This is a genomic window from Aquirufa sp. (assembly GCF_044239315.1).
In the GTDB taxonomy this organism is placed as follows: Bacteria; Bacteroidota; Bacteroidia; order Cytophagales; family Spirosomataceae; genus Aquirufa.
In genome coordinates, this window is sequence record NZ_JBIIBQ010000001.1 from 97,928 (window position 1) to 124,351 (window position 26,424).

29 protein-coding genes and 1 tRNA gene are annotated in these 26,424 nt (G+C 35.1%); 18 read left to right on the forward strand and 12 right to left on the reverse strand.

Annotated elements, in window-relative coordinates; genetic code table 11:
- Window positions 1-117: 117 nt before the first annotated feature.
- The 4 genes from ACILP5_RS00450 to ACILP5_RS00465 all read left to right on the forward strand — a co-directional run bounded on the left by ACILP5_RS00450 (window position 118) and on the right by ACILP5_RS00465 (window position 5,814).
- On the forward strand, window positions 118-669 hold the full coding sequence (locus ACILP5_RS00450; RefSeq protein ID WP_395616675.1) for a hypothetical protein: 552 nt from the start codon (window positions 118-120) through the stop codon (window positions 667-669).
- On the forward strand, window positions 650-1,456 hold the full coding sequence (locus ACILP5_RS00455) for a DUF4384 domain-containing protein (protein ID WP_395616676.1): 807 nt from the start codon (window positions 650-652) through the stop codon (window positions 1,454-1,456). Before ACILP5_RS00450 ends, ACILP5_RS00455 begins: the two co-directional genes overlap by 20 nt.
- Window positions 1,453-4,314, forward strand: coding sequence for a caspase family protein (locus ACILP5_RS00460; protein WP_395616677.1), 2,862 nt, complete (start codon window positions 1,453-1,455; stop codon window positions 4,312-4,314). Before ACILP5_RS00455 ends, ACILP5_RS00460 begins: the two co-directional genes overlap by 4 nt.
- A gap of 177 nt (window positions 4,315-4,491) precedes the next feature.
- Window positions 4,492-5,814 carry an ATP-binding protein gene (locus ACILP5_RS00465; RefSeq protein ID WP_395616678.1) on the forward strand — a complete coding sequence of 441 codons (1,323 nt, stop codon included), beginning with the start codon at window positions 4,492-4,494 and terminating at the stop codon, window positions 5,812-5,814.
- A gap of 111 nt (window positions 5,815-5,925) precedes the next feature.
- Here the strand turns inward: ACILP5_RS00465 and ACILP5_RS00470 are convergent, their stop codons facing one another.
- The 3 genes from ACILP5_RS00470 to ACILP5_RS00480 are packed head-to-tail and all read right to left on the reverse strand — an operon-like array spanning window position 5,926 to window position 8,143.
- The gene (locus ACILP5_RS00470; protein WP_395616679.1) at window positions 5,926-6,639 is read right to left on the reverse strand and encodes a hypothetical protein; all 714 of its coding nucleotides are present in this window, start codon (window positions 6,637-6,639) and stop codon (window positions 5,926-5,928) included.
- Window positions 6,640-6,657: 18 nt separating this feature from the next.
- A complete protein-coding gene (locus ACILP5_RS00475; protein WP_395616680.1) occupies window positions 6,658-6,990 on the reverse strand; it encodes a hypothetical protein in 333 nt (110 codons plus the stop codon).
- Between the two features lie 10 nt (window positions 6,991-7,000).
- Window positions 7,001-8,143, reverse strand: coding sequence for a DUF4236 domain-containing protein (locus tag ACILP5_RS00480; protein ID WP_395616681.1), 1,143 nt, complete (start codon window positions 8,141-8,143; stop codon window positions 7,001-7,003).
- Window positions 8,144-8,695: 552 nt separating this feature from the next.
- Here ACILP5_RS00480 and ACILP5_RS00485 point away from each other — a divergent pair.
- Window positions 8,696-9,046 (forward strand): hypothetical protein, encoded by a 351-nt coding sequence (locus ACILP5_RS00485; RefSeq protein WP_395616682.1) that lies wholly within the window; start codon window positions 8,696-8,698, stop codon window positions 9,044-9,046.
- Between the two features lie 573 nt (window positions 9,047-9,619).
- Here ACILP5_RS00485 and ACILP5_RS00490 read toward each other — a convergent pair.
- Complete coding sequence (locus tag ACILP5_RS00490; RefSeq protein ID WP_395616683.1) at window positions 9,620-10,462, reverse strand: hypothetical protein; 843 nt, start codon at window positions 10,460-10,462, stop codon at window positions 9,620-9,622.
- A gap of 347 nt (window positions 10,463-10,809) precedes the next feature.
- Between ACILP5_RS00490 and ACILP5_RS00495 the strand changes: the two genes are divergently transcribed.
- The 6 genes from ACILP5_RS00495 (at window position 10,810) to ACILP5_RS00520 (ending at window position 15,947) form a co-directional block, all read left to right on the forward strand.
- On the forward strand, window positions 10,810-12,474 hold the full coding sequence (locus ACILP5_RS00495) for a tyrosine-type recombinase/integrase (protein ID WP_395616684.1): 1,665 nt from the start codon (window positions 10,810-10,812) through the stop codon (window positions 12,472-12,474).
- A 139-nt stretch (window positions 12,475-12,613) separates the two neighbouring features.
- On the forward strand, window positions 12,614-13,630 hold the full coding sequence (locus ACILP5_RS00500; protein WP_395616685.1) for a type I restriction enzyme HsdR N-terminal domain-containing protein: 1,017 nt from the start codon (window positions 12,614-12,616) through the stop codon (window positions 13,628-13,630).
- A gap of 7 nt (window positions 13,631-13,637) precedes the next feature.
- A complete protein-coding gene (locus ACILP5_RS00505; protein WP_395616686.1) occupies window positions 13,638-14,099 on the forward strand; it encodes a hypothetical protein in 462 nt (153 codons plus the stop codon).
- Between the two features lie 8 nt (window positions 14,100-14,107).
- Window positions 14,108-14,491: a hypothetical protein gene (locus ACILP5_RS00510; protein WP_395616687.1), complete on the forward strand. Its 384-nt coding sequence runs from the start codon at window positions 14,108-14,110 to the stop codon at window positions 14,489-14,491.
- Between the two features lie 7 nt (window positions 14,492-14,498).
- On the forward strand, window positions 14,499-15,116 hold the full coding sequence (locus ACILP5_RS00515; RefSeq protein ID WP_395616688.1) for a DUF4468 domain-containing protein: 618 nt from the start codon (window positions 14,499-14,501) through the stop codon (window positions 15,114-15,116).
- 228 nt (window positions 15,117-15,344) lie between these two features.
- Window positions 15,345-15,947 carry a recombinase family protein gene (locus ACILP5_RS00520; RefSeq protein ID WP_395616689.1) on the forward strand — a complete coding sequence of 201 codons (603 nt, stop codon included), beginning with the start codon at window positions 15,345-15,347 and terminating at the stop codon, window positions 15,945-15,947.
- A 50-nt stretch (window positions 15,948-15,997) separates the two neighbouring features.
- Here ACILP5_RS00520 and ACILP5_RS00525 read toward each other — a convergent pair whose 3' ends face one another.
- A complete protein-coding gene (locus ACILP5_RS00525) occupies window positions 15,998-16,258 on the reverse strand; it encodes a hypothetical protein (RefSeq protein ID WP_395616690.1) in 261 nt (86 codons plus the stop codon).
- Window positions 16,259-16,438: 180 nt separating this feature from the next.
- On the opposite strand from ACILP5_RS00525, the gene ACILP5_RS00530 reads away from it, so the two are divergent.
- The 7 genes from ACILP5_RS00530 to ACILP5_RS00560 all read left to right on the forward strand — a co-directional run bounded on the left by ACILP5_RS00530 (window position 16,439) and on the right by ACILP5_RS00560 (window position 20,762).
- The gene (locus tag ACILP5_RS00530; RefSeq protein WP_395616691.1) at window positions 16,439-17,113 is read left to right on the forward strand and encodes a hypothetical protein; all 675 of its coding nucleotides are present in this window, start codon (window positions 16,439-16,441) and stop codon (window positions 17,111-17,113) included.
- A 2-nt stretch (window positions 17,114-17,115) separates the two neighbouring features.
- Entirely contained in the window at window positions 17,116-17,871 is a 756-nt protein-coding gene (locus tag ACILP5_RS00535; RefSeq protein ID WP_395616692.1) for a hypothetical protein, read from the forward strand.
- Between the two features lie 2 nt (window positions 17,872-17,873).
- Window positions 17,874-18,335 carry a hypothetical protein gene (locus tag ACILP5_RS00540; protein ID WP_395616693.1) on the forward strand — a complete coding sequence of 154 codons (462 nt, stop codon included), beginning with the start codon at window positions 17,874-17,876 and terminating at the stop codon, window positions 18,333-18,335.
- Between the two features lie 19 nt (window positions 18,336-18,354).
- The gene (locus ACILP5_RS00545; protein WP_395616694.1) at window positions 18,355-19,074 is read left to right on the forward strand and encodes an HNH endonuclease; all 720 of its coding nucleotides are present in this window, start codon (window positions 18,355-18,357) and stop codon (window positions 19,072-19,074) included.
- The gene (locus tag ACILP5_RS00550; RefSeq protein WP_395616695.1) at window positions 19,071-19,865 is read left to right on the forward strand and encodes a hypothetical protein; all 795 of its coding nucleotides are present in this window, start codon (window positions 19,071-19,073) and stop codon (window positions 19,863-19,865) included. Before ACILP5_RS00545 ends, ACILP5_RS00550 begins: the two co-directional genes overlap by 4 nt.
- 409 nt (window positions 19,866-20,274) lie before the next feature.
- Window positions 20,275-20,472: a helix-turn-helix transcriptional regulator gene (locus ACILP5_RS00555; protein WP_395616696.1), complete on the forward strand. Its 198-nt coding sequence runs from the start codon at window positions 20,275-20,277 to the stop codon at window positions 20,470-20,472.
- Complete coding sequence (locus tag ACILP5_RS00560) at window positions 20,469-20,762, forward strand: hypothetical protein (protein WP_395616697.1); 294 nt, start codon at window positions 20,469-20,471, stop codon at window positions 20,760-20,762. Before ACILP5_RS00555 ends, ACILP5_RS00560 begins: the two co-directional genes overlap by 4 nt.
- 227 nt (window positions 20,763-20,989) lie before the next feature.
- Here ACILP5_RS00560 and ACILP5_RS00565 read toward each other — a convergent pair.
- The 7 genes from ACILP5_RS00565 to ACILP5_RS00595 all read right to left on the reverse strand — a co-directional run bounded on the left by ACILP5_RS00565 (window position 20,990) and on the right by ACILP5_RS00595 (window position 26,406).
- Window positions 20,990-21,062 (reverse strand) — tRNA-Phe (locus ACILP5_RS00565).
- A 99-nt stretch (window positions 21,063-21,161) separates the two neighbouring features.
- The gene (cysM, locus tag ACILP5_RS00570) at window positions 21,162-22,037 is read right to left on the reverse strand and encodes a cysteine synthase CysM (protein ID WP_395616698.1); all 876 of its coding nucleotides are present in this window, start codon (window positions 22,035-22,037) and stop codon (window positions 21,162-21,164) included.
- Window position 22,038: 1 nt separating this feature from the next.
- Window positions 22,039-22,842, reverse strand: coding sequence for a serine O-acetyltransferase EpsC (gene epsC / locus ACILP5_RS00575; RefSeq protein ID WP_395616699.1), 804 nt, complete (start codon window positions 22,840-22,842; stop codon window positions 22,039-22,041).
- Window positions 22,832-23,851, reverse strand: a complete 1,020-nt coding sequence (mnmH, locus tag ACILP5_RS00580) for a tRNA 2-selenouridine(34) synthase MnmH (protein ID WP_395616700.1) — start codon at window positions 23,849-23,851, stop codon at window positions 22,832-22,834. Before mnmH ends, epsC begins: the two co-directional genes overlap by 11 nt.
- A complete protein-coding gene (locus tag ACILP5_RS00585) occupies window positions 23,851-25,323 on the reverse strand; it encodes a bacillithiol biosynthesis cysteine-adding enzyme BshC (protein ID WP_395616701.1) in 1,473 nt (490 codons plus the stop codon). The genes mnmH and ACILP5_RS00585 overlap by 1 nt, the downstream gene beginning before the upstream one ends.
- Entirely contained in the window at window positions 25,316-25,792 is a 477-nt protein-coding gene (locus tag ACILP5_RS00590) for an NADH-quinone oxidoreductase subunit A (RefSeq protein WP_395616702.1), read from the reverse strand. The genes ACILP5_RS00585 and ACILP5_RS00590 overlap by 8 nt, the downstream gene beginning before the upstream one ends.
- Entirely contained in the window at window positions 25,789-26,406 is a 618-nt protein-coding gene (locus ACILP5_RS00595; protein ID WP_395616703.1) for a DedA family protein, read from the reverse strand. Before ACILP5_RS00595 ends, ACILP5_RS00590 begins: the two co-directional genes overlap by 4 nt.
- Window positions 26,407-26,424 lie beyond the last annotated feature (18 nt).

The following is a 26,424-nucleotide window of genomic DNA, read 5'->3' on the forward strand; positions in this document are numbered from 1 at the left end:
CTAATTATTTAGCGGTATTATATTGTAAAGATCAGATAATTAACATTTTAACCTTTAGATAAATTATCAGTTGAGTTTTGGTCAAAAAATTTTATTTTTAACAAAAAAATAAAACTCATGAAACTAGTATCCAAAATCTCATTCCTTGCTTTATCGGTTGTTTTGTTAAATAGCTGTGGAACTAAGCTTCCAGCAGGTCAAAAAGAAGTAGAGCTTCCTTGCTTCGAGGATAAATACACTTCTTCAAAGAAAAATTATATGGCTTCTGGTAAGGGCGTAAGCTTAGACCAGGTTACCTCCAGAAAAAAGGCATTAATCAATGCAAAGACGGAGATTGCTTCATTAATCCGTTCGAACATTCGTTCACTAACGGATGATTACTCTGTTTCCCGTGCGGTTAATAATAAAGAAGAATTTAAGTCACGTTTTGAATCGATTACATCAGAAACAGTAGATGAGATGTTGTCTGACATTAAAGTGGCTTGCCAAACGTTAGCATTTGACAAGAAAACGGGTCAATACAATACGTATTTAGCGCTTTCTATCAATAAGGATGCTGCGGCAACTCAAATCATGAACAAATTGTCTGCTTCTGAGAAAAAGAATTTGGATTTAGATTACGATAAATTCAGAGCATTATTAGATAAGGATGTTCCTGCAAAAAACTAGTCTCACCTTATTTATTTCCATCATTTTAGCGTCGTTTAATTTAGTCTCTCAAAAAGAGGTTAGGTTAAACGACCTATCTGCTTGTGCCGTTTTGCATTCAAACGAAACGGTAGAAGAGGCACGTCAAGCAGCGATTTTTAATGTGAAGCTTGTGGCGCTGCAAGAAGCTGGGATCAGTGAGTTAATTACGTCGAATCAATTTTTTGATGTAAAGAAAGGTTCGACTACGGATAAGGATAATTATTACGAGACGACTTTTGCCGATTTGAAGGGTGAAATCTCAAAGTTTAATGTGATTTCGTTTGACCAATCTGTAGGTTCGACTGGAGAGGTTAATGTGTGCGTAAAAGCCAATGTATCGGTTGTAAAATTTGATGCAGAGCCTAAGGATCGAATTAATTTACTAGTAGAAGGAGTTGATTCTCGCTATAAGAATGGAGATCCTATTTCGATGAAAATTAACTCTCCTAAAACAGCGTATTTTTGGGTATTTTTAATTGATGGGGAAGGAAATTATTCACTGCTTTATCCACAGAGTTTACAGCAAAGTAATTTATTAAGTGTAAATCAACCCATTTCTTTGCCAGATAAATCAGTGTATTGGAATGTGAATACCAAACAAAAGCAAGGGGAAAAGAATGGTTTATTACTCGTTTCTTATCCTGAAAATGTCACTATCAATGCGGCTCAAATAACCGATTTTAATTCCTGGGCGAATTGGTACAATCAATTAAATTACACGAGTAGGGCGAAGCAAATCAAGAATTTTTTAATATTTAATCCATGAGATTTTACCACTTAGTGTTTTTTTTAATTTTTGTAACTGCCTCTGTTTTTGCGCAGGAAATAAAATTAGAATATTTTGTCAATACGCCTATTTTAAATCAGTCAAATACAGGTTACCGGATCTTTTTTGGAACACAAAACGGAGCTTATTATTATAAGCAGCCATTATTAAGGACTAACTCTTTGCCAGTAATCAAAGTGTCTCCCTTAGCAGGGGAGACGTTTATCGTAATGGATAATCGTCTAGGTATTTATGACAACTGGATTTTTACTATGGCCTATGAAAGTCGCAATAATATCAAGGACCTTCAGGTTAAAAAAATTCTAGCGAATGAATTTGGTGACAAGTATTTTCTGATTGCTGCTAATGGATCATTATATGAAACAGAAATCGCAAAGGAGAATATTAAACTTCGTAAAAAAGACCTCCCTCATTTTGTTTCAGAAGGAGATTGGAATAACAATTTCAAGAAACTGCTTTTAGCAGATGATTATTATGTCTATTACTACAGCCCTGAGTCCGGAGATGTATCAAATCGCTTGAAGTTACCTTCAGGGGTCACTTCGATAAAAGTGAATACGAAGGAGTTTGACGTACTGGTGGGTTTAACCAATGGGCAACTATTTATTTATTCTCAAGATCTGTCTACTGCTAAGCAAAATTTGGTCCTATCTAAAGCCCCTTTAACTAGTATTGAAGTTGATCCTTTAGATCATTATGCCTATGTGGGGGATGAAGACGGATTCGTTTACACGGTTGATCTATTGAAAAATAAGGTAATAAACACTCAAGAACTACATAAGGGTGCTGTTACAGTGGGTATGATTGATGATTTAACCAATACAAAAAGGTATATCGTTACCTCTGGAAATGATAAGCGTATCTTACTTTCGGATGTGTCGGATTTAGAGCCTAATTATAAGCGAATCGTTACAAAATTAGTAGAGAGTAGAAAGAATCAATTCATCAAGCAGCAATCAGGTGAGAAAGCGGTCGATTATGATAAGCGGGTAAATGACGCGAGTGTGAAAAGTTTTGTGGAATCAACTACAACCTCCATTGTAGATAGTTTAGCACAAGTAAAGTCGTCGAAGAATTTAAAATATCTGATCGCGAATGATAGTTTATCGGTTATTTTACCGCCTTTCCCTTTGGTTAAATTTAAGTTATTAAAACCGGTCGCAAGCATTGATGAATTAAGTCTTCAACTAATGCATTTCTCACTTGAAAAGGATAATACATTTGCTATTAATGAATTAGAAATTAAGTCCAAAGAAGGGGTCATCAAGTTTAGTTCTGATTCACGTAAGATGGTTGCCTTAGAGCAAGAATATTCACTAGAAGTGGCGAAAAAAATTGCTTCAAAAGAGCAAGATTTCAAGAATAGTTTAGCGGATTTAGTGGCTGCCTTGAGATCAAAAGGAAAATTAAATGATGTTGAGCTAACGGTAGAGGCACATTTAAAAGTAGAGAAGGATTCGTTAGGTCAAGATGAATTAAATCTACATGTGGTGTTTTTATCACAAGGAATAAAGGCTAACATCGAAAAGGAGACAGCAGATTATAAGGCAGGAAAGTATGATATATTCGAGTCGGTGGCGGCTACGACTTTGGTCGACTTCTTCATCAAATCTACGTCTGAAAAATTAGGCGAATATTTAGTGCCTAATACTAAAATTACCTTTAATTTAACCGGGTCTACCGACAAGTCTAAGATCAATAATGCGCTTCCTTATGCGAATGAATATGGGCCATTTAAGAACTTTCCGTATTATTTCCAAGGGCAATTGTCTGGCTTAAATTTGACGCAGGAAGAGGGGATTACACAGAATAGTCAATTAGGATTTTTGCGAACGTATTCGGTTCGAAATTTCATGGAAACTTCGTCCGATATTTTCGATGAAACACGCCGTAAATATGTGCACTTCTCGGAAGAGTCAGATCAATTCGGGCCAGAATACCGTCGGATTAAGATTGAGATGATCATTCACAGGATTATGGAAATGAATAAGATTCCGACAGACTTAAAGGCCCATGTTTCGGTGAAGGAGCGTGCTTTAAGTGAGATCGATGTGAATATTCCTACAGGTAAAAAGAACGAGGGGTATGCCCTGGTTATCGGAAATGAGGATTACTCTTCTTTCCAGCCTAATCTAACTGCAGAAAATAACGTTCCTTATGCCGTAAGAGACGGTGAAACTTTCTCGAACTACCTGAGAGAATTGTATGGTTTTGAGAAAGAGAACGTTGTATTCTTGCGAAATGCCACGTATGGTACAATGAATCAGGCCATTGCCCGTCTGGAACGTTTGATGGAAATCGATGGAAAAGGGAAGGAGATTGTTATTTTCTATTCGGGACATGGAATGCCTGAAGAAAAAACGAAAGAGCCCTATTTGATTCCGATTGATATTAGTGGTAATAATGTGAATCAGGGTGTTTCTTTGAAGAACTTAATGAGCCGCTTATCGGCTAAACCGCACGGTAAAATTACCTTTATTATTGATGCCTGTTTCAGTGGATTAGGTAAGGTGGAACCAATTGCTTCTGTGAAAGGAATTACGGTAACTCCGGTTAATCCTGAATTAGGGCCTAACATGATTTTAATGACCTCAAGTTCTGGAAATGAGAGCTCTATTGTGGATGATCAAAACCAGCACGGCTTATTTACCTATCACTTGTTAAAGCGTCTGCAGGAGGCGAAAGGTGAAATATCTATCGATGCACTCTTTAACCTTGTGCGTAAGGATGTGGCCTTAACTGCGATTAAAAAATTAAATAAAATTCAAACACCTTCAATACTAATTGGAAAAGATATCGAGCAGAAGGTGAAGACGATGTTGCTAATCGGGCAGTAAGCGTCCTCTTCAGAAAGGGCATTTCAGGTATTGACAGGATGTGTCAATACCTGAAAATGCGTTCCAGGAAAGTGTGATTATTTTACATTGGTTTGGATTTTTATCATTTTATCTTCATTATTGGTTTTGATTTTTATCATTTAGGTAGTAATATTGATTTGTATTTTTAACAAAACAATGAGCTACATACCTAGAATTATTGATCAAGAGCTTGAAAAATGGCGAAATCAGAGCGATAGGAAGCCTTTATTGTTGCGGGGGGCTAGGCAAGTAGGGAAGTCGTCAGCAGTGAGGCATATGGCAAAATCATTTGATCATTTTGTCGAAGTGAATTTTGATGAAAATCCAGCGTTTTCGAAGCTATTTGAAAAAACTATCTCCCCTACTGAATTGTGTGAGCAGCTTGCTCTTTTACTAAATGTACCTATTGTGGAGGGGAAAACTTTATTGTTTTTTGATGAAATTCAATCTTGTATTCCAGCCATTTCTTCGCTCAGGTATTTCTATGAAAAATTACCCCAATTGCATGTTATTGCTGCAGGTTCCCTTTTAGAATTCGCGTTGTCTGAGGTTCCTTCTTATGGAGTGGGGCGTGTTCGTTCAATTTTTATGTATCCATTATCTTTTCAAGAGTTTTTACTGGCGAATGGAGAAGAAGGACTGATAAACTATGTGATAGGTTCCGGATTTTCTGCTGAATTACCTGATTTGATTCATGAAAAATTGAACCATTATTTGAAGAAATTTCTAATCATTGGGGGGATGCCTGAAGTAGTTAGTTCCTATGTTCGAAATGTAGATATGCTGGAGGTGCAGCGTATTTTAGACGATTTAGTCCTATCAATTCAAGCGGATTTTACCAAATTCAGGGATCGGGTTCCCGCTATCCGTATTAGAGAGGTATTTAATTCGGTGGTTCAGCAGGTGGGGAATAAGTTTACTTACACTTTTGGAAATACAAATCTATCAAACATTCAAGTCAAACAGGCCTTGGATTTGTTAACCCTTGCAGGCATTATATACCCGGTTACGCATTCTAGCTGTAATGGATTGCCACTAGGTGCGGAGATAAATATGAAAAAGCGGAAATTTCTATTATTTGACACGGGAATTTTTCAACGTATTTTAGGATTAAATATGTCCGAAATGCTCCTTGAGAGCGATTTTTCAGTCATTAACAAAGGGAATATAGCTGAAATGTACGTGGGACTTGAATTGATTAAAAATACTTCGTGTTACGAAAATTGGGACCTGCATTACTGGCAAAGAGAAAGTAAAAATGCGCAGTCTGAGGTAGATTACGTCGTACAAAATAAAGGAGAAATACTTCCCATTGAAGTTAAATCTGGTACCAAAGGCGCGATGCAAAGTTTGTATCGTTTCTTAGAAGAAAAGAACGTAATAACTGGGATTCGAACATCCTTAGAAAATTTTGGACAAATACCTAACGTCCACATAATTCCGCTTTATGCCATGGGGATGTATAAGTCGGGTAATTAATGAAAAACCGCCAAAAACAAAAGACCCTAACAGAGATGTTAGGGTCTTTTTGAATAGAAATTTAGGCAGTAAGACTTGATATATTGCTGACTAAATTAATGTTGATATTTTTTAATTGTAAGACTCAATTTTACCATCGCCATCATTATCATAAAAACAAGAAGGGGTATAATCCATCCAGCAATATTGGTATTGATTACCACCACCATAATTCGATACATTTCTTGAAAAATCCCTTCCTCTGATATAAACTAACATCTCAATATCCATCCCTATCCATATTTTATTATCTGCAATATTGCTACAATCCTCCCAAGACCATTCAGGGTGCCTAGTCTTTATTTTGCCTGCTTTCTTACCGAAATCTTTAACTTTTCTATTAAATTCAGCTCTTTCCTCGACTTTTTGTTTTTTTAATTCTTGGATTTTTAACTTGGCTAAATATTCTTTCGTTGCTCTATTGAATTTAACGGAAAATTTTTTCTGAATATTTCTAATCGCATTACCTTTGGAGAGATTAATATCTAATAAACCTTCCGCATCTTCACTTTTTCTTTCAATTAAAATTTTAAAATTTCCATTTGAATATGATAATAGTTTACCTAATTCCACATCCAATTTAATTGAAGGGTCATCAATTTTTCCACTTAGGACAAAATAATTAGTATCGATTAATTTGTTGCTTGGGAAGTTATAAAATTTGATTTCAGCCGTATCTAAGGCGTCTTTCTCTACTTTATCTTTAATTAATCCGAAGGCTATCATTGCTATTGCAAAAAGTATAACACCACCAATAATCCATTGGTCTTTCTTAAGTTTTTCCATAATCAGTATTAATTTAAATTATCTCGGCTGTTTAGGAACATAAGTCTTGTTTCCATTTTCATCGTAATAATAACGTCCGCCACGTGGACCTTTCTGGATTGTCTGTCCAGAACCGTAACTCCCCGCTTCTGAAGAGTAATCTTTTGCTCTTGTACCAGATTGCCCGGTATAAGGATTAGAGTTGCCTTGAGTCGAGTAATTATCTGTATTCGTTTTATTTGGAGCAGTTCTATAGTAACCTTGAACAGTTGAGCCGTCTTTCTTAGTGTAAGGATTTACATACGTCTGTGTTTGTGAAAATGCAGCAAACGCTAGAATGCTGAAAATAAAGGATAACATTAATTTTTTCATATGAATTGGGTTAGTTGAAATAAGTGCCAGGTAATCTATTTAATTTTTTTAAACTCTCTTGATAATCAATGAATGCAGATGCAAACTCATTAAAGAATTCATAATTACTAAACAAATATTCTTCATTGACACCAGAATCAGTACGAAGGTTTAATTGACCATATCGAACAATAGGTATTTCAAAATTATCTTTGAATCTTTTATCTGGTGTACCGTCTTTATTTACTTTAGACCAAGTTTTCCCTATAATAACGGAATCAGATGGAATTGTACTTCTTTCTAAATATTGAACAGGAGATGGAATGAAATTAAGTTCATCATAGCCGATTATTGCTAGCTTTGTAAGCGATTCAAACATTATAATAAATGCAGGATAAAAGAAAATATCAGCTCCATTGGAGTTTTGGAAATATAAGACTTCAAAGCTTGTTCTTAAATCCTCTATTCCCTTATTAGAAATTATGATTTCGTTTCTTTTGACAATAGTAGAGGCTGCAGACCTTGTAACTCTAACATTCTCAGATTTTGAATTAACAACATCCCATTTTTTATTCGATTTAGCTAGCAGATTAAATGCAGTCACTAGTTTTCTGAATCTATCATAAATGGAATCTTCAAATTCAATATCTAAATCGATATAACTCTTTTCAATTTCATCTTCTATTTGAGTAATCGCCTCTATTTTACTAGAAATTTGGTCTTCAATATTTTTCTTAATCGATTGCACCACAAAGCCTATAATGAGAAAATAGGATATAATTTGAAGAATTTGTGACAATAATTTAGAAATTTTTATCTTTTTTAAATCCTTTATTAATTCCTTTCGCTGATTGTGAGCAATTATTATGGCTTCTTTTATTCCAATCATATCTTGACTGGTTATGCTGTGGATTTCTGCGCTAAATATATTGTTTTGCTCATCTATTATAGGTTGATTTATTGTACTTAAATCTTCAATAGGAGTTCTTCCTTTAGATAACTTTTTTCTATTATATAAACCAGTTCCTGGAATACTTGTATTAATGTATGCTCCATTTTGACCTAAAGTAAGACTTGCTCCTTTCACCCCAATTGAAGTACTTATACCCTTTTTACTGAGGTTCATATGTACACCAGGAATAATTTTAATTCGCCTTCTAAAACTCCAAGCCATAATTTTTTTTGTTAAAATTCTATTTTACGATCTATTGTTCTTTGTTCAATTTATAAAAGATATATACATTTAAATATCATTATATTCAAAAACTGTTAATCCAACCAATATACACTATTGCAGGTCTGTAAAGTTGAATTAGTTATTTAACGGCGAGCTTATTTACACTTATCATTAAACGTATGATTGAGTATTTCAATTTATAACTTTCAGATAACAATATGCCACTAAAGACATCAAAAATTGACTTTAGACAGTACAATATTCCACCAATTAATAACTCAGTAAAACGATTTGACACAACTCTTTCGTTCAAGATTGAGAAAGAACTTGTTGATGAATTAGTGATATTACTTGGTAGGCGTTATGGCTCGAAAAATGTTCCAATGAGGAAGTTGTCATTTGTGCTGAGGTCGGCTATTAAGAAGATAAAGGAGTTAAAAGATAAAATATAGATTAAAATGGGATTAGGTTCAACTTTTACAAACTCATTAGTTAAAGAAATTGAAAGGAATTGTGGTAACTCTCGTTAATCCTGAATTGGGGCCTAACATGATTTTAATGACCTCGAGTTCTGGAAATGTGAGCTATATTGTGGATGATCAAAACCAGCAAGGGTTATTTACCTATCACTTGTTAAAGCGTCTGCAGGAGTCGAAAAGTGAAATATCTATCGATCCACTCTTTAACCTATTGCGTAAGGATGTGGCTTTAACTACGATTAAGAAATTAAATAAAATTCAAACACCTTCGATATTTATTAGAAAAGATATCGATCAGAAGGTGAAGATGATGTTGCTATCGGGTAGTAAAGAACTAATAGATTTTCTTAAAATAACTGACAGAAAAGGCAGTATGTTCTGCCATAAAGTTTTCGTCTTTTTTCTCTTTGCGGAATTTTAAAACTAAGCTAATACGTTGCTTTCTGATCACCTCATCATGCCTTTCATCTTCTAATATTTCATATAGTTGCCTAGGCGAAATATTGAAGTTGTCACAAATTGATTGAATGGCCAATTTGCTGGTATTCAGAAGGATATAACGGATGTCGTTAATTGCTGAAGGGTTTTTGTTTTATTAAAGAATTAAATTAGCTGCCGGTCCACATCTATTAAAAATTTAATAATTTATTATCCCAAAAAATATGTTAGAACAACCAGTCTTGGCAACCCTACACAAAATCAGACATTATATACAACGAATCCAACATGTGATTATCAAGGCAGCCAAAGTGTTATGTTAGGTATGGACAAAATTTGTTTGAAATTGTTAGCTGACCCTTTACATAAAAACACTCTAAGCTGTGTTTGAAATATTTAAGTAGTAACCATCCATATGGCTTGACTATCCAAATAATAAATCACAGCAAAAGTATTGATGTAATATTTTTTAATCAGTCAAAGAATTGAAACAATTAGCCTTAGTACTTATTGTATAGGCATCAGATTGCTTCTTTCTTAATAAAGAGATTTTAGGTTATTTAATAATGAGAATATCAAATATTTCTTCGTCATTCATTTCAGAGTCATCGCGTTTCCCTCTTTGTTTTAGCATATTACTCCACTTGCTATTTTTGAGTTTCAATGAGGCATATTCCTCGGGAATATAGTACTCTAAATTAATAGTATTGGGGTCTTTTAAGGCATTTACTACTAAGTCCCTAATCGTCGAAATGTCGATATCATTTACAATATTTTGTAAACCGTATTTTCGAGAATCTTCTGAAGTTCCTCCCATAACCATAAATGAAATTTCAGGCTCAAAAGGGATATTTTGGGTAAACCATACTAAGTTCTCATCTTCAATTATAATAGATCCGTATACCTTTATTATCTCATTTTCTTTAAATAATCTAACATCATTAAATCCAATTTCTTTACTTGATTTATCAAAATATTTCAACTGGGAGTTTAATACTTTGTTATCATCCATATTATTGAAATTTTTTAATGACAAACCTGCGCTAATCATAAAATTTTGTACTGCTTCATTTTTATTAACTAAATCAAAACTATAAAATACAAGAACCTTTTTCTTGACTTTGTTATTTTCTAACATATCTGGCGTTTTAGTAACTATACTTTTTTCAAATTTAAAATTTGATATTTCAAAATCGCTGGTTTGTTTTGCTTCCCTGATATCAAAATATAGATAAAGCCCTATTATTAATAACAATACTAAACTTGAAATCGTATTTATCCCAGAATCGGTTATCCTAATGTTCCCATTTTTTTTAAGAATATAGGTAATAAAAAATTTAATAAATAGGTAGAGTAAATAGCATACACAACCGACAACGACGTAAACCAAAATTGCCATAATTTCTGTAGTTAAATTTCAATTAATGCTAATTACTAAATTAGAATGGGTGTTACAAAAGATATTTACTAAACGGCAAATATTTTTTCGAATGCAAATAGGAGCATGTGTAATAACTATCCTCAACAACAAAAAACCCTTCCTAAATAAATAGAAAGGGTTTTTGTTTTCATTGAAGTGGTAGATCCCGAATACATACCTATATCTTAATTTTTGTTATTTTGCATTGATTATCAGTTACTTACAATTAATCAAATTGATTTTTATGTCAAAAATTAGGTCATTTTGTGTCTATTTTAGTGACTTTTTGTACCTAATTTCATAGATTTGGGCATTATAAATTTGATATGAGGCTAACTTTTACCCCTAAAAACATAAAGGATTCTAATGAAATGTATGTTGTTCTTAAATACAGCTACAAATCAGAGCAAACTTCATTTAGTGCGGGCGTTAAGTGCTTAAGGGCAGATTTTAATAAAGTTGATAAGGATAACCCTATTAGAAAATCAGACAAAGAAAGTGCTCTTAAAAATGATACATTACGAGCCTTTAAACAATCAACTTTTGATATAATTGCGCAGATTCAATCTCGAAAATTAGAACCAATTCCTTCATTGGTTGTATCAGAGATGAAGAAAAAAACTAAAGCTGATACAATGAATAAAAGAATCGAATCAATGGTAGATTCTTATTCTATTGTATTTCTGATTAAAGAGTATCTTAAGTTTATAGAAATTGATGGCTATAATCGTAATAACCGCTCGGTAAAGTATAGACTAAAAATAGTGGAGGAGTTTATTTTAGCTGAATATTCAGCAGAAGTTACTTCTACACAAATCACAGAAGATTTTTTTAAACGATTGTTGACTTATTTGATTCAACGAGAAGCAAAGAGTGTCCATAGTAAACTAAGCAACACCACAATCGTGAAAATTGTCCAACAATTTAGACAGATGTTGAATTGGGCAAAAAGGCGAAAAATGATTTCAGACTATTTTACTGATTTCAGACATTCACTTAATACAGATTACAAAGAAATTATTGCTTTGAGTATCCAACAACTAAAGATTTTGGCTGATTTCAGAGGCTTTGATTACAAACAACCAAATGATTCTGATGGCAAACCCGGCTATTTGAAGTTTTATACTAAGTGGCCTAAGGATAGTTTCCTTATTAAAGATGAAAGATTAAAAACGATAAGGAATAAGGATACAAAAATTGCAATAAGAGATGCTAACTATAAATTAGTTGGTGCAGAACCAATGGGTAAATTTAAATACTTTACTACCTATGAAGTAATATTGGATATGTTCCTTTTTTCGTGTGCAACGGGGCTAAGATATTCAGATTTAGTTCGGCTTAAAGTTGGAAGTAAAGACTTCAATAAGAATGTATATCCAATTATTCAAAAGAAAACTCAAAGGGCAGTTGAAATAAAAGAGAATTCATTATCTAACAGAATTTTTGTTAAATATTCAGCCAGCCGTTCCTATTTTCAATACCTATTTCCTTTGCAGTGTAAAAACGATGACCTAACGAGAGACAACTACAATACCAAAGCAAATAAACACATTAAATCTATTTTTGAGATTTTGGAATTCAAAGAGTTAATGTTGGATAGGAAAATCAATGGGAAGAATCAGCCATTCGATAGAGATATGCCAATGCACAAATTAGTTTCATTTCATACGGGAAGAAAGACCTTTTCGTCTATTGCGAACGAATCAAATATCGACCCCTTCTCTATCGCAAATGCAATGGGACATTCGGGCTTAGATATGACAAAGAAATATGTAAAGCCCCAAAGTGAAGATTTGATAAATATGTTTGATTTTACAGACTCCAATTTAAAAGTTTCAAACATTGAAAAAGCCAATTCGATTTCTAATACATCCGAAGAATTAGAAGCTCAGTTATTGAAGTTAAAATCATTGTACGAAAAAGGGATATTAGAAAAAGATGCCTATGATGATAGGGTAGAGCTATTATTGGATAAGTACGGCTTCAAATAGGTACTCGGCCTCCACAATTAAAATACCGTTAAATAAAGTTGAATTGTTATTCTGATAAATTTTGGGCAAATTAGAACACAATTTGTCTATTTTTAATCGGGCAACTTCAGTTAAAATTAAATGAAATTCGAATAAAGCAATGGTTAACAAAAAACAACTTATATCATTTATTAAGAAGGAGATTTCGAAATTTGATGCATTAGCAATTGCAGATGATAAGTGTAAAAATGAAGCTCAAACGAGAACCTATCTAATTGAGCCCTTTTTGGAGATTTTGGGGTATCATCGGTTAAAGGATTTAATTACTGAATATGCTGCCGATTTCGGAGATAGAGGAATCAATAAAGTGGATTATGCTGTTTGTGTTAATAGCAAAAATCCTATAATGGTTATTGAGTGTAAGAAATACGGGAAAAAGCTGAATGATAAGGATGCGGGACAATTGAATAATTATTTTGTTAACACTACATCAGCCAAAATTGGAATCTTAACAAATGGAATCGAATACAGATTCTATGCATCTGAGAAAAAGGATTCAATTCTTAATAAAAATCCATTCTATGTTTTCAATTTGGATGAATATGAAGAATCTGATTTCGAAACTTTAGCCAAATTCCATCGTACCGCCATTGAGATTAAAACTATTATTGAAGAAGCGAACGAAAGCCACTTCATATCTGATTTTGATGAAGCATTGTTTAAGGAGTTATTAGCTCCATCAGATGAATTCGTTAAAGCAATTCTAAATCGGATGGGGATAAGGGGAAATGATAAGATTAAAGCCAAAATAAAAGAGTTGGTTAATTCTATTTCTCTTAGTGTAGCAACGGACAAAGTTTCCGTTGAAGAATCAAAAAAAGGAGGTAATACGGGAATAGTTACAACTCACGATGAGTTAAAGTATTACCATATTATTAAAACCCTTTTAATTCAAACAAAAAAGATTGACTCTGACAGAATTTCATATAAAGACCAAAAAAATAGCTTTGTGATTTTGGTAGATGGTAACATAAGGAAAGCAATTTGCTATTTAGTATTTACTGATAAGACTAAAAAGATTACTGTAGGAAATAAGGAGTTTAAAGTTGAGAAAATTGATGATGTGTTAAGTTTTAAAAAGGATTTGACAGAATCAGCATTAACATATTTTGAATAATATAGATATGAAGAAGTTACTACAAATTAGTTTTGTTCTTTTAGTTTTAAGCTGTGGAAAAACTTCAGAAAAAAATGTGTTGGAAGATGTCAAAGCATCATCGGAGGCATATCTAAAAAAACAATTAAAAGACCCCTCATCTTATCAAAATATATCCATTGATATAATCGATAGCGTTAAAAAATCCGAATCTTTAACAGAGAATTTCGATTTATTATTTGATGACACAATGATTGAGATAGGTGGTGCAACAAAAGCTCAAAGAGATTCTGCATTAGCGGTAATTAACAATTTGAAATCAAATCCTCAATTAGACTCCTTAGCATATATTAGTTTATCCATAAAATATAGAGCTAAAAATTCTTTTGGTGCATTAGATAAGGGGGAATCCGTAATTTATTATTTTATCAAACCTCAACGCGATGGGGAGTGTTGTATGATTTTTTCAAATGATAATAAAAATCAATAAAGTTTCAGATGGGCTTATTTGACAAATTGTTTGGGAAAAAGACTTCAAATGAAATTGAATCGAAAATTGATGAAATTTCATCGGATTCAGCGGAGGTTGGGAAAAGAGAAATTTCATTTTCAATGAAGTATTGGATAGATTGGAAGCCAAAAACAAAAGAAAAGGATTGGTCCAAAACTACGTGTTGTTACGAAGAAGAAGGTGGAGAAAGATATAAGTTATTATGTAAGCGTTTATATGAATTAGATAGATTATATACACGAGCTGAAATAGAAAGCATATCATTAAAATTGGGATATTCAGTTTTTGATAGTCCGGGTGGTTCTGATGATTGCTGTTGCTTTTGGAATTGTAAGGTAATACCGACTGTTAAAAATAACACCCCTAAATAAAAACGAAATGAAGAATTTAATGATTATTGCATTTTTATTAGTGTCATTTGTGACCTTATCGCAGGACGAAGTAATCCCTCAATTAAAACCGTATGAAGACTTAGAATCAAAACTTTACACATCAAAAGTTATTGAAATAAGTGGTAAATCTCAAAAAGAACTGCTAAATACCTTTAAGAATTGGGCGGGAACCACTTTTGTTAACTTACGAGAGGTTATGGTTAGTGAAACAGATAATCAGATAGTATTGGTTTACATTGAAAAAGTTCCTGTTTCTATGAAAGTACTATTAACTAACTTCAATGATGTTTGGTCGTTATACGTCAGATTAGTTGCCGAGTTTAAGGATGGTAAAATGAGAGTTTCACTTTATGATGATGGGAATGTATTTAAACCGGGCACCTATTCACAATATGGTAATGTGCCAGCTACTCAGGCCCGTTCATTTTATATAAGTAGTTTCCAAACTCCTCCTAAAACTGCGAAGGAATTAACTAAAAGAACGGGAGCGTGGTATTTAACCCATACAAAGTGGCAGGAAAAATGCGATTTAACGATTGCTTCAGTTGATAATGGAATGAAAAACCCAACTGCTACTTCTCCGAAAAGAAAAGACGATTTTTAGTTCTATTAAACAAAGGATGAAACTATTAAGGATGCACATTTTGCATCCTTTTTTTATTTAATCAAAACTACATTCTTATTTGTAAATAAGAACGAAGATTGTATTCCTTTAATTTTTACAATAACTTCCCACAAACTCTTTAGCCAAAAAGTGCCTTCATTGGGCTTAAATTATGATTTTTAAAGCTTTTGTGGTAAATTTGTATTCCAATAATAAAGGCATACAAAAATGATAGTAAAGTACATCCGTTATTCATCAGTTTCTCAAAAGGCTGACCGCCAACTTCTCTCCGAAACTAAATACGATAAGATTTATATAGAACAGGCCTCTGGCACTATCCCCTTTTCAGAACGTAAAGAGGGAGCTCGTATTATTGCTGATATTGTAAATGGTAAAATAACAACTCTATGTGTTGAGGAGGCCTCGCGCATCGGTCGTTCTACCATCGATGCTCTTTCCACAATTAAACTATGTGAGAAGTACGGTGTTAATTTAGTTATTGAAAATCTCGGCCTATCTTCTATAGTAGATGGAAAGTCCAATCCAATCTTCAGATTAGTTTCAACTATTATTTCATCGATAGCTGAATCTGAAAGAGAATCGATTGCCGAACGATTAGATGCGGGCAGAGTAGCAGCTCGAATGCGAGGTGTGAAGTTTGGCCGTAAGGAAGGTGCTATTGAAACCAAAAGCACCTTTATGAATAAGCCATCCGTTAAGGAAATTAGTAAATTGGTAACTCGCGGAGGCTATACTATTAGAGAGATTGCTAAATTAACGGACACCTCAACTAAATTAGTAATGAAGGTCAAAAGGTTGGTGGAAGATTAAAATCACTTTTTATTTGAGACCTCATAAATTGGTTTTTATTGATTTGAAATCTAAGCAGCCATTAAAAATTGGTTCTGATAATTGATTTTTGCCTCAAATCTCATTTCATTCAAAATTAAGTTCAATTCTCTCTCTTCTTTTTTTGAATTCACATAAAATGGCACTATTTCATCTGTAAATGGACATTTCTTTGAAATTACGATTGGTGATTTTAGTGATTCTTTTTTCTCCCATTTTTCTCTCCGATTTTCACCCGATTTATTAGACTTTACATAAATTAAAGGTTGATTGATATTGATGATTGCACACATAAATTTATTGTTTAGGTTAGTGAACTGATTACTATGCAATTTCTTAGTTATATAGGGCTACAAAATGATTTTTGAAATTGATTGTAGCAAAATCATTTAAAAATCACTTATTATCGAATCGAAGTTTTATTTTAATTTTTCTTCCATCTTTTGATTATTTTTAGATTAAAATTTTATTAAATGGCGAAGCTGAATAAGCCACGTTGGGTGGTCCAAATGGATTGGTTGGATAAAGAAACCTATTGGGGGTTGAGTGATTCTGAGCGAAAGGATGTGAATACCTTTCAGAATTTATCGAAGGCTATAAATCATCACCACAAAGTGATTGAGGAGAACGACAAATTGTTGAAACAACTACAAAAGGATAATGCCAAAAGATTAGATAAAATACGTTTAAATCAGCTCAAAGCATCTCCCATATTTAGGAAGATAGAATATCTGAAAGCTGAGCACGAAATAGATGTTTACTATATGGAAACATTAAGAAAAAATAAGGTTAGAAATAAGGAAGAAAATAGGCATTTACATAAAGAGTTTATTATAGCAGAGTATCCTAAATGCTATATTAAGTATAGAACAAAGAACTTAGCCAATACAAAAACAATAATTTTGAAATCTCAACGATTTGAGAATTTGAAACTTTTAAAAGAGGTTTGCCCAAAATGGTATAGAAGTATTGGAGAATCATTAAATGGGGAAGAGTTGAATTCAAACAAACTGAAAATTGCTATGGTGGAGTTAACTAAGCCGGTAATTAAACGTATTTTAGCAAATCAGTTTAAAGAGATTGCTGAAGGTAGAGTAATTTTGAATTTCGATTTACTATTGAAGGAAATGGCTAAAATGAAACTTTAATTATGAAGGTAACTAAACAGTTTAAAATCGGGATAATCTCCATTATTGCCATAGGGCTTATTGGGGGCTTATACACGTTCAATGATTATTTATCAAAGGAAAATCGATGGTTTTATTCTACAGCTACAAATGTAAAAGCATTTGATAAGCTTTATTGGGGAATGTCAAAAGAGGAAGTGGAACGGACATTAGGAATAAAATTAAAAACTACTATAAATTTTCTTATTCCTAATGCTATTATAAATCAAACTGCATCTGATTTCAATAATGAATACAGTAAAATAAATGGATGGCCTTACAATAAAGAGGTTGATAATAAAATTAAGCAGTTTAAAATTGAAGATGGAACAAACATTTATAGCATTGATTTTGAATTCTATAATTTGAGATTTTATAATAATGAATTGTTTGAAGTTATAATCAAAGGGCATTATTTCTCGAAAGAAGGGGATAAAAAAAGCGATTTATATTTTAATAATATTAAGAGAGATTTAACAAAAAAATACGGAAAATCAATTAAGGTATTTAACCATTTATTGTTCAGTAATTCGGATGTTTCAGCTGTTTTAGAATTTAGTGAATTGACCAATAATTCGGAGATTAATTTTAAAGAAAATGAAACTGATAAGCTTTCATTGGATGTCCTTTTCCCAAATAAAAACATAAAAAACAATTTGATAAGTCTTACTTTAAGATATAAGCCAATTGTTGCTATAATTAAAAATGACATTGAACAAATTCAGTTAGATAAATTTTAAAAATGAAAATATACTATTTGTTTGTTTTGTTCCTTTTCTCTATTGCATTAGGAAGCTGTGAGAAGTCTAATGAGGAGAAGGCTAAAGAATCAATCCGAAAATATTTAAATGAAAATTTGGATGATATGTCCACTTATGAGTCAGTAAAATTCGACAATTTAGATACAGTTTATATGGTAGAAAGTGGTACATCAATTGATTCTGAGAATGTCAAATATAAGATTATGTATCAAATGTTTCATTCATATAGGTTAAAAGATGTACACGGTGTAAAGTATTTAACTAAAGCGTATTTTAAAATAAACAATAATTTTGAAGTAATTGAAAACTCAGAAATCTCCTTTATAAAACCGGGAAATAAGATTATCCCAACTTTTAAACTGCCATCTGAAAAAGAAGTAGAAGCTTATTTGAATTCTTTAGCTTTAGATTCAGCATCTGCTGATACGGCAGTAGCCTTTTAGATAAAACTCTTTAGCAATTATGAGAAATCCAAAATGGGAACGAGATGAGGTAATTTTAGCATTGAATCTATATTTTGATGAAAATAGAGGTACGATAGAAAGTAATAATCCTAAAATCATAGAGCTATCTGAATTATTGAATATGCTTCCTATTCATTCAAATAGGCCGGATGAGGAGAAGTTTAGAAACCCCAATGGAGTAACTCTAAAATTGGGAAATTTCTTAGCCTTAGACCCAAATTATTCGGGAAAGGGTATGGAATCTTACAGTAAATTAGATGAAGCCGTATTCAACGAATATTTTGAGAATTTAATTGAATTAAGAGGTGTAGCAGACGGCATTAAAAAAGTTACTTTAAGTTTAGATTATTCAACTAACGTTTCTTCTATTGAATCTGATGATATTGAAGAAAATGTAAGGGAGGGGAAAGTGCTTTATAAAATGCATAAAGTGCGGGAAAGAGACAGAAAAATAATTGCCAAAAAAAAGGCAAAGGTGTTTTCTGAAAAAGGGAAATTGGAGTGCGAGTGTTGTGGTTTTGATTTTGAGAAAACTTATGGGGAATTAGGGAAAGGGTTTATTGAGTGTCATCATATTATTCCGCTAAATAAGTTTAGCGATTCAAAGGAAACCAAATTAGAAGATTTGGCTTTAGTTTGTTCTAATTGCCATAGAATGCTTCATAACAGAATTTCAGAAGTAAGTGTTTCTGATTTAAGGCAATTGCTATTGAAATGAAAATCAATTCAATTTTTGATTTAACCGATTCAGAACAATCCTCTTTCCCATCCGTTGGAAAGATAAAAAATAAAGGTTTTGAAAAGTTAAAAAACCCAATTCTAAGACACGAATTGGAGAGATGTGCTAAATCACCTTACCATTCAGAGAAACATCTTAAAATCGAAGATTTGGGGTATAAAACACTACATCAAATTGACTTTCTCGCAAAGAGCCGTTGGATTGAATATTTTAAAAGTGGAGGTAAGGTTTATATACAAAGTAGAGCCAACAAACTCCCACTTTCATCCCGTATTTTTTTTGATAATTCAATTCTAAAGTTTTTTGGCAAAGGGATTGCAATGCCTAAAAAAGTTAAAGCTATAAAGAGAGGATGGGTAAAGGGAGGTAAAGGTGGTAAAGCAGAAGGGTTTGACTACAGAATTCAAAGTAATAATAAGCTTTCTAAACATAATCGAAATAATCTTATCGTAGAATCTGAGAGATTTATCAATCAAATTTTCGAGGAACAATCAAAGAATGGAATTGAAAATGTGGATAAGTTAGTTGTTCCATTAGACCCATCTAATTCTGACTTTGAACTATTAGAACATTGGAATGCTTTCTATAAGGTTTACGGATGTCGATTTTTTGAATTTGAAGAAAAGTGGTTTGCTAAGTATGTTGGTAAATCTAAAACTGAAAATGAAGAAAAAGAATTAGACTCAAATTCAATTGAGAAAATGAAAAATGCAATGGATTTGTTAAGAAGAAAATCTAAAAATACTGATTATTCCAATTTTGATTTTTAGGTTTAATGTAACTGTAAAAGGCTTTTTTCTTATTTAATTCAACTACCCCCATTTATACATATTGGTAGTTTTTTCAGCTAATGAAAAAATATATAAAAAAGGTGTTAGAAGATGTGTTTTTTATAAAAAAGCAATATTTATAAGTGTTCAAAGAGTGGGGTAGAATACTCTTAAAATACACTACTATACTTTCAGTTATTGATGGCTGATTGGTTCGAGCAAATTAAATCCCATTGCTTAATCTCAATCTTTGTAAGCTTCTATTGAAAACCTATACCCCCAATTGAATAATTAAGCTTTTGGTCTGTATATGAAAAAGGATACAAATATTTAAAATAAACTTACGCTGAGGGGGTGAATTAGGCTGTAAATTATAAGTTTTTACTATTTATAGTAAATGAAAAACAATATGATACAAACAGAACCATTAATTTCAATTGATGAGTTAGCAAAGGAATTAGGGATGAATAAGTTTTCAATTTATCATAATATAAGATTGAAAAGATTTCCCGAAGGAATTAAGATTAGAGGCAGAAGGTTATTTAGAAAAAAAGACATAGAATCTTATTTCGATAAATTTAATTTAGAATATAAAATCGAGCTATGATTTCATCTTATCAATCTGCTATTAAGCAGTTAAATACATTGAATTTATATATGAGTAGCAATGTAACAATGCTATTATTGAATATAGACTTATACGATACATTAATGAGTATTAGAGATAGACTTCAAAAGGAAGTTGCGTCTTATGAAAAAAGGAAGTTGCAGATGAATTCTAAATACGCTGCTAAGATTCATTCTACAGCCTTAAAAAGAAATTCAATTTTCAACGAGAATTCAGAGGCAGATAATTGTAAGTTGTTAGATATTGAAATCGAAGATTATAATTTATAAGTGGATGTAAAAAGTTAATTTTTATACCCTTCAGTTAGTTAATTAAGATAGTACAATACAATTACTATGAAACTAACTTTTTTAGAATGAATGTATTTTGAAGTATTCAGAATTTGATAATTCTCATTAAATCTTCATAATTAGGTACAGAATTAGGTACAAACTAAATGATAAGTACAAAAAAACCCCTCCTAAATAAATAGAAGGGGTTTTTGTTTTCATTGAAGTGGTAGATCCCGGACTCGAACCGGGGACACACGGATTTTCAATCCGATGCTCTACCAACTGAGCTAATCCACCTCAATTGCCCGCGTTAATCGGGAGTGCAAAAATAAGTATAATTTTATTTAATCCCAATCTTGGGCTAAAAAAAACGAAGAATTATCGCGAAACAGGGAATTATTCGCCAAAAAGTCCGCTCGATAAATAGCGATCCCCACGGTCACAAATGATACAAACAATCACACCCTCCTCTAACTCAGTCGCTAAGCGTAAACTAGCTAATACGCCCCCACCACTGCTCATTCCACCGAAGACACCTTCGACTTTTGCTAAGGCGCGGGTCATCGCGGTTGCATCTGCTTCAGAGATGTCAATCACGCGATCTACGCGGGAAGGATCATAGATCTTAGGGCGGTATTCGATGGGCCAGCGGCGGATGCCGGGGATTTTCGAACCGTCTGTGGGCTGGCAACCGATGATTTGGATGTCAGGATTTTGTTCCTTTAAATACATCGAAGTACCCATGATCGTGCCGGTCGTTCCCATCGAAGCGACGAAATGCGTGATTTGCCCTTTTGTATCGCGGTAGATTTCGGGTCCGGTGGTTTTGTAATGGGCTAAATAATTGTCAGGATTCTCGAATTGATTTAACATAAAGAATTCGCCGCTCGCAGCTTTCTCTACGGCATAATCGCGCGCGGATTCGATGGTCTCCGTTAAGGTAACTGTTGCTCCAAAAGCCTCCATCGTCAGCACGCGCTCGCGCGTGGAATTCGAAGGCATCGCTAATTCGATTTCAATGTCAAATAAACGGGCGATCATGGCTAGCGCGATGCCTGTGTTGCCAGAAGTGGCTTCGATGAGCTTCATCCCAGCCTTTAATTCGCCACGGGCGATGGCGCCTTCGATCATATTTTTCGCGGCGCGATCTTTCACAGATCCCCCTGGATTATTTCCCTCTAATTTGCCAAAGATCTTCACCTTCGGATTCGGGTTCAAGCGCGATAACTCAACTAAAGGAGTGTTTCCGACTAAATCTAACAGCTGGCTCATATTAATCTTGGATGACTTTGACGGTTTCTTGGTGGTATATCTTTGTATTGGCGGGAACACTGCGTGTTAACCAGACGTTTCCTCCTATGACGGAATCTTTTCCCACGACAGTGTCTCCGCCTAAAATGGTGGCTCCAGAATAAATCACTACGCCATCTTCTATTGTCGGGTGGCGCTTCGTGGAGGCCATCGATTTATCGACAGAAAGGGCTCCTAAAGTTACACCTTGGTATAATTTTACGCGTTCGCCTATGACCGTGGTTTCCCCGATGACGATGCCGGTGCCGTGGTCCATGAAGAAATAGCGACCGATGCTGGCGCCGGGGTGGATGTCGATACCTGTTTTGGAATGCGCATACTCTGTTAATATCCGTGGAATCAAGGGCACTTTCTCCTGGTGCAATCCATGCGCTAAACGATAGAAAGCTAAGGCATAAAATCCGGGATAGGTACGAATCACCTCATAAGAAGTGGTCGCCGCTGGATCCCCCGCGACCATCGCCTCTACGTCCGTTTGTAAAAGATCGTAAATCGCCGGAATACGGTCTAAAAAGCGTTTCGCAATGACCGCTGGATCTTCCGAAAGCTGACCTTTCATCGAGTAAAATAGGCTTTCAAGCCCATTTTCGATGCTTTCCCAAACCGCCTTCAGCTCCGAAGCTTCTTTAAAATGCTGCCGCGTTTGTTCTGGAAAAAGCGTTAAAACGATTTTCGTAAACAGCTTTTTGATATCAGACGTTGCCGGGAAAGGGGGCGTCTGCTGGTGTTGTTCCAGTATCTTATCTAAAAATTCTTTAGGTAACATGGGCTAAAAGTAATTCGGTTTGTTCGATCGGATCTAAGGTTTTTACCTCGATACGGGTGATTTGTGACTCGTCGCGTAATTCGAGTCCGTACATATAGGCCTTGTCATAGTAATGCAGGGTGATTTCGGCGACTAAACTGAAATCCCCGGCATCTAACGCTTCCATCGCGATGGCGTAGCGGTCTAATCCCAGGCGTTTTTTTATTTTGCCCAAAGCTTTGGCTAAATCCTCCTTCGGATACGACGCATACACTTTTACTAAATGTGGTAATCGGTACTTAGGGTCAATATCTAAAAATACCACAGGGGCCGCACGCAACTGATTATACAACGGAGCTCCCATAAACACCTGACCGATGTGGCGACTTTCATCCTCCACCCAAATGTCCCTGCTATAATCTAAACCGCTTAAAACGCGGTGCACTTCATTCTCAAAATGCTCACTCGTGGGCTGCGCCTCTAGACCTAAATGCCCAAACGCTGAACCTCTATGATGCGCCAAGCCTTCTAAATCCAAAACCTGGTGGCCTCTTTTCGCTAATTCAGGCAAGATTTCCGTTTTTCCAGATCCTGTTTTCCCGCCCAAAACGCGGAACGGAATAGGCCTTTCGAAAATGGCTAATACTTCATTCCGGTAGGCCTTATACCCTCCTACAAGTATTTTAACCTGTAATCCAGCGGTTTCAAAAAGCCAGGACATACTACCTGAACGCATTCCTCCGCGCCAGCAATGGACTAAAACGGTATTATCAACCGCAAGTTTTTTCGCCTTCTTCACCCAAACTGCGAGTTGTGGTCCCACGAATTCGAGACCTAATTCAATCGCTTTATCCTTTCCCTTTTGCTTATAACAGGTTCCCACCGCCGCTCGTTGTTCATCATCAAAAATGGGAAAGGAAATAGCACCTGGAATCCGTGCCCGCGAATATTCGCCAGGCGATCGTACATCGAGCACCGGGTATGTTTTTGCGGCTTCGAGGAAGTCTGACGGACTAAGTTTTTCGGGCATTATAGGGTTATTTCGTAGAATTCGAAGTGTAATGGATCGAATGTCTTCAGTAAATCGACAATAAATTTTGGGTGATCGCTCGCGAATTCAAGGAAGTTGGTGTGACGCTCCTGCCATTCTCCCGCAGGGAATAGCGCTTCTTTTAGTCCCAAAACTTGCCTCACCTCATCTCCCTGATTACGCTCTTCCGCACGTTTCATTTTCTTCGCTAAACGCTCGAGACCTTTTGTCCATCGAGCCTGTTCGGCTAAAACGCTCGCTTCTAATGTTGGGTCGATGGCTTTTGCCCTTTGCGCCAGCTCCGCTAAAATGGGTTCTAAGGCATTCGTTTCATTAGCGGTATCTAATTGATGGGATGTTCGTCCCGCCACAAAATCCCGTCTCAAGGTAAGTTCGTTTTTAAACAAATCCGCTAAACTCAAACCGAGTTTCTCCGCTCTTTCCGCCTGCTTCTGCGTCTTTACGATCGCAAAGTTACGGGGCAACAGGATCGGGAACGGAACCTGGTGTAAATCGAATATACCTTTCAATTGCAACCAATAAGCGACTTCTGCCGGTCCACCGATGTAGGCGAGGTTAGGCAAAATGGTTTCTTGGTACAAAGGACGTAAGATCACATTTGGACTGGCGTCAGTCATCTCCACTGAATCCCCCTTTTCTAATCGAATGCGATCGTTCTCCGTTAAACGGAAAAGATTCACGGGACGCGCAGCAACTTGCGTTTTATAGCCTAAGGATTCTAATTTCTCTGTGGTCGCACGCACGATTGGTTCGTGAACCTGATGCATTAAATCCGCCTCCATAATAGGAGCAAAAATCGATTTTAAACGTGCATCATCGGCATCGAGACAGACTAAACCATGAGCTCCGAAAAGTGCATGCATGTACATTCTCACTGCTTCAGAAAGTGTCTTGCCCTCTGAGTAGGCCTTGTCGAAGATCTCGTTTCTAAACGGAATGCGGGGGAAATCGCTTAGGTTAAAGCGTCCGACGGCACCTTTTTGGGGCGTATTCCATTCGTATTTCGTCCCAAACGCAAAGAAGTGATTAATCTCCTCAAAATCGTGGTCCTCCGTCGCCATCCAATAGATAGGAACAAATCGCTGTGAAGGGTATTCTTTCTGAAGTTTTCGAGCCAGATTAATCGTCGAGATTAACTTGTAAATCACATACAGCGGTCCTGTATAGATGTTTAATTGATGTCCTGTCGTAACGGTAAAGGTATTTTCATCGCGTAAATCTACCGAAGGCATTTCAGCCCCAATTGCGGCATACTGCTCGGTTAAAACAGTCTGAAGAACTGCTCGCGAAGAGGAAGGAAACGATTTTTTCTCTGAAATTTGCTCTTTGAAATTTGCCAAAAGAGGACCATTCCCATAAAACTCTTGTAACGCCGGTTTCTCCGCTAGATAATCTAGCAGCAGAGCAGAAAAAGCGTTCAGCGAAGTAAAGGAATGTGTTTTATTAGCCATTTTTCTGGGAAGAATGTTTCGTTCTGATGCTATCGTAAACGCTATCTGGGATCGGAATGTTCAATTTTTCGGCAGCCGTTTCTGGTTTTTCCCAGTTCAAATACCCTTTCACCCAAGCGAAAACCAGTCCCAAAGCTAAAATTCCAACGAATAATAAAATCTCTATTACCGCATACATAGGAAATTCCGGTGCGACCATGGAGAGCTCTTTATTTTTCAACAAAGTGGCCGTGGGGAAGAGGAAAACCAATTCGATTTCAAATAGCACAAAAAGGAGCGCAATCACGTAAAAGCGGGGATTAAAGCGAATATTTGCGTTTCCTACCGGTGCTTCACCGGATTCGTAGGTGGAATTTTTCTCGACATTCGGGCGATTGGGGCGAATGAAGCGGGCAAGGGTTAAGATCAAGCCCAGGAACAAGATTCCTGCGCCTAAAAATGCCGCTACATAGCCAAATTGCTCGATCATTGCCTTAATTTCATATATCCTTTAATCACCGTAAACGTGGTAACCGCTAGGAAAAATAGAATGATGTATTGAACGTAGTTGATGATGCCGGGGAAACTTTGGCCTAAATAATACCCTCCCGTCACTAGAATCCCCACCCATAAAGCGCCTCCCACTAGGTTCAACAAGATAAACTTGTACCACGAAAGGTGACTGATTCCGGCTAAAATGGGCGTAAAGGTGCGGACGATAGGTAAAAAGCGACTGATAACCAGCGCCATGAATCCGTATTTGTCAAAAAATTCCCGAGTCGATTCCAGGTGTTTCTTCTTATAAAACCAGCCATCTGGCCTATTCATGAGGGATTTTCCGAAAAAACGCCCGCTTAAATAACCTACCAAAGACCCGATGACCGCCGCCAGAAAAATACTCAATAAAAGCGAGCTTAAGGGCTCTTTCAAAACGCCCGTACCCCCAAAAACTCCGGTCAAAAACAATAAATAATCTCCTGGTAAAAAAAAGGCGAAAAATAGGCCATTCTCAGCGAAAACAATCAGGGTAATCACCATCAATCCAGAACGGATAATGGTTTCAGAATCAGTGAGCTGATGCCACAAAAGATTTATTTCATCCATGATTTAGGCCGTCATTCC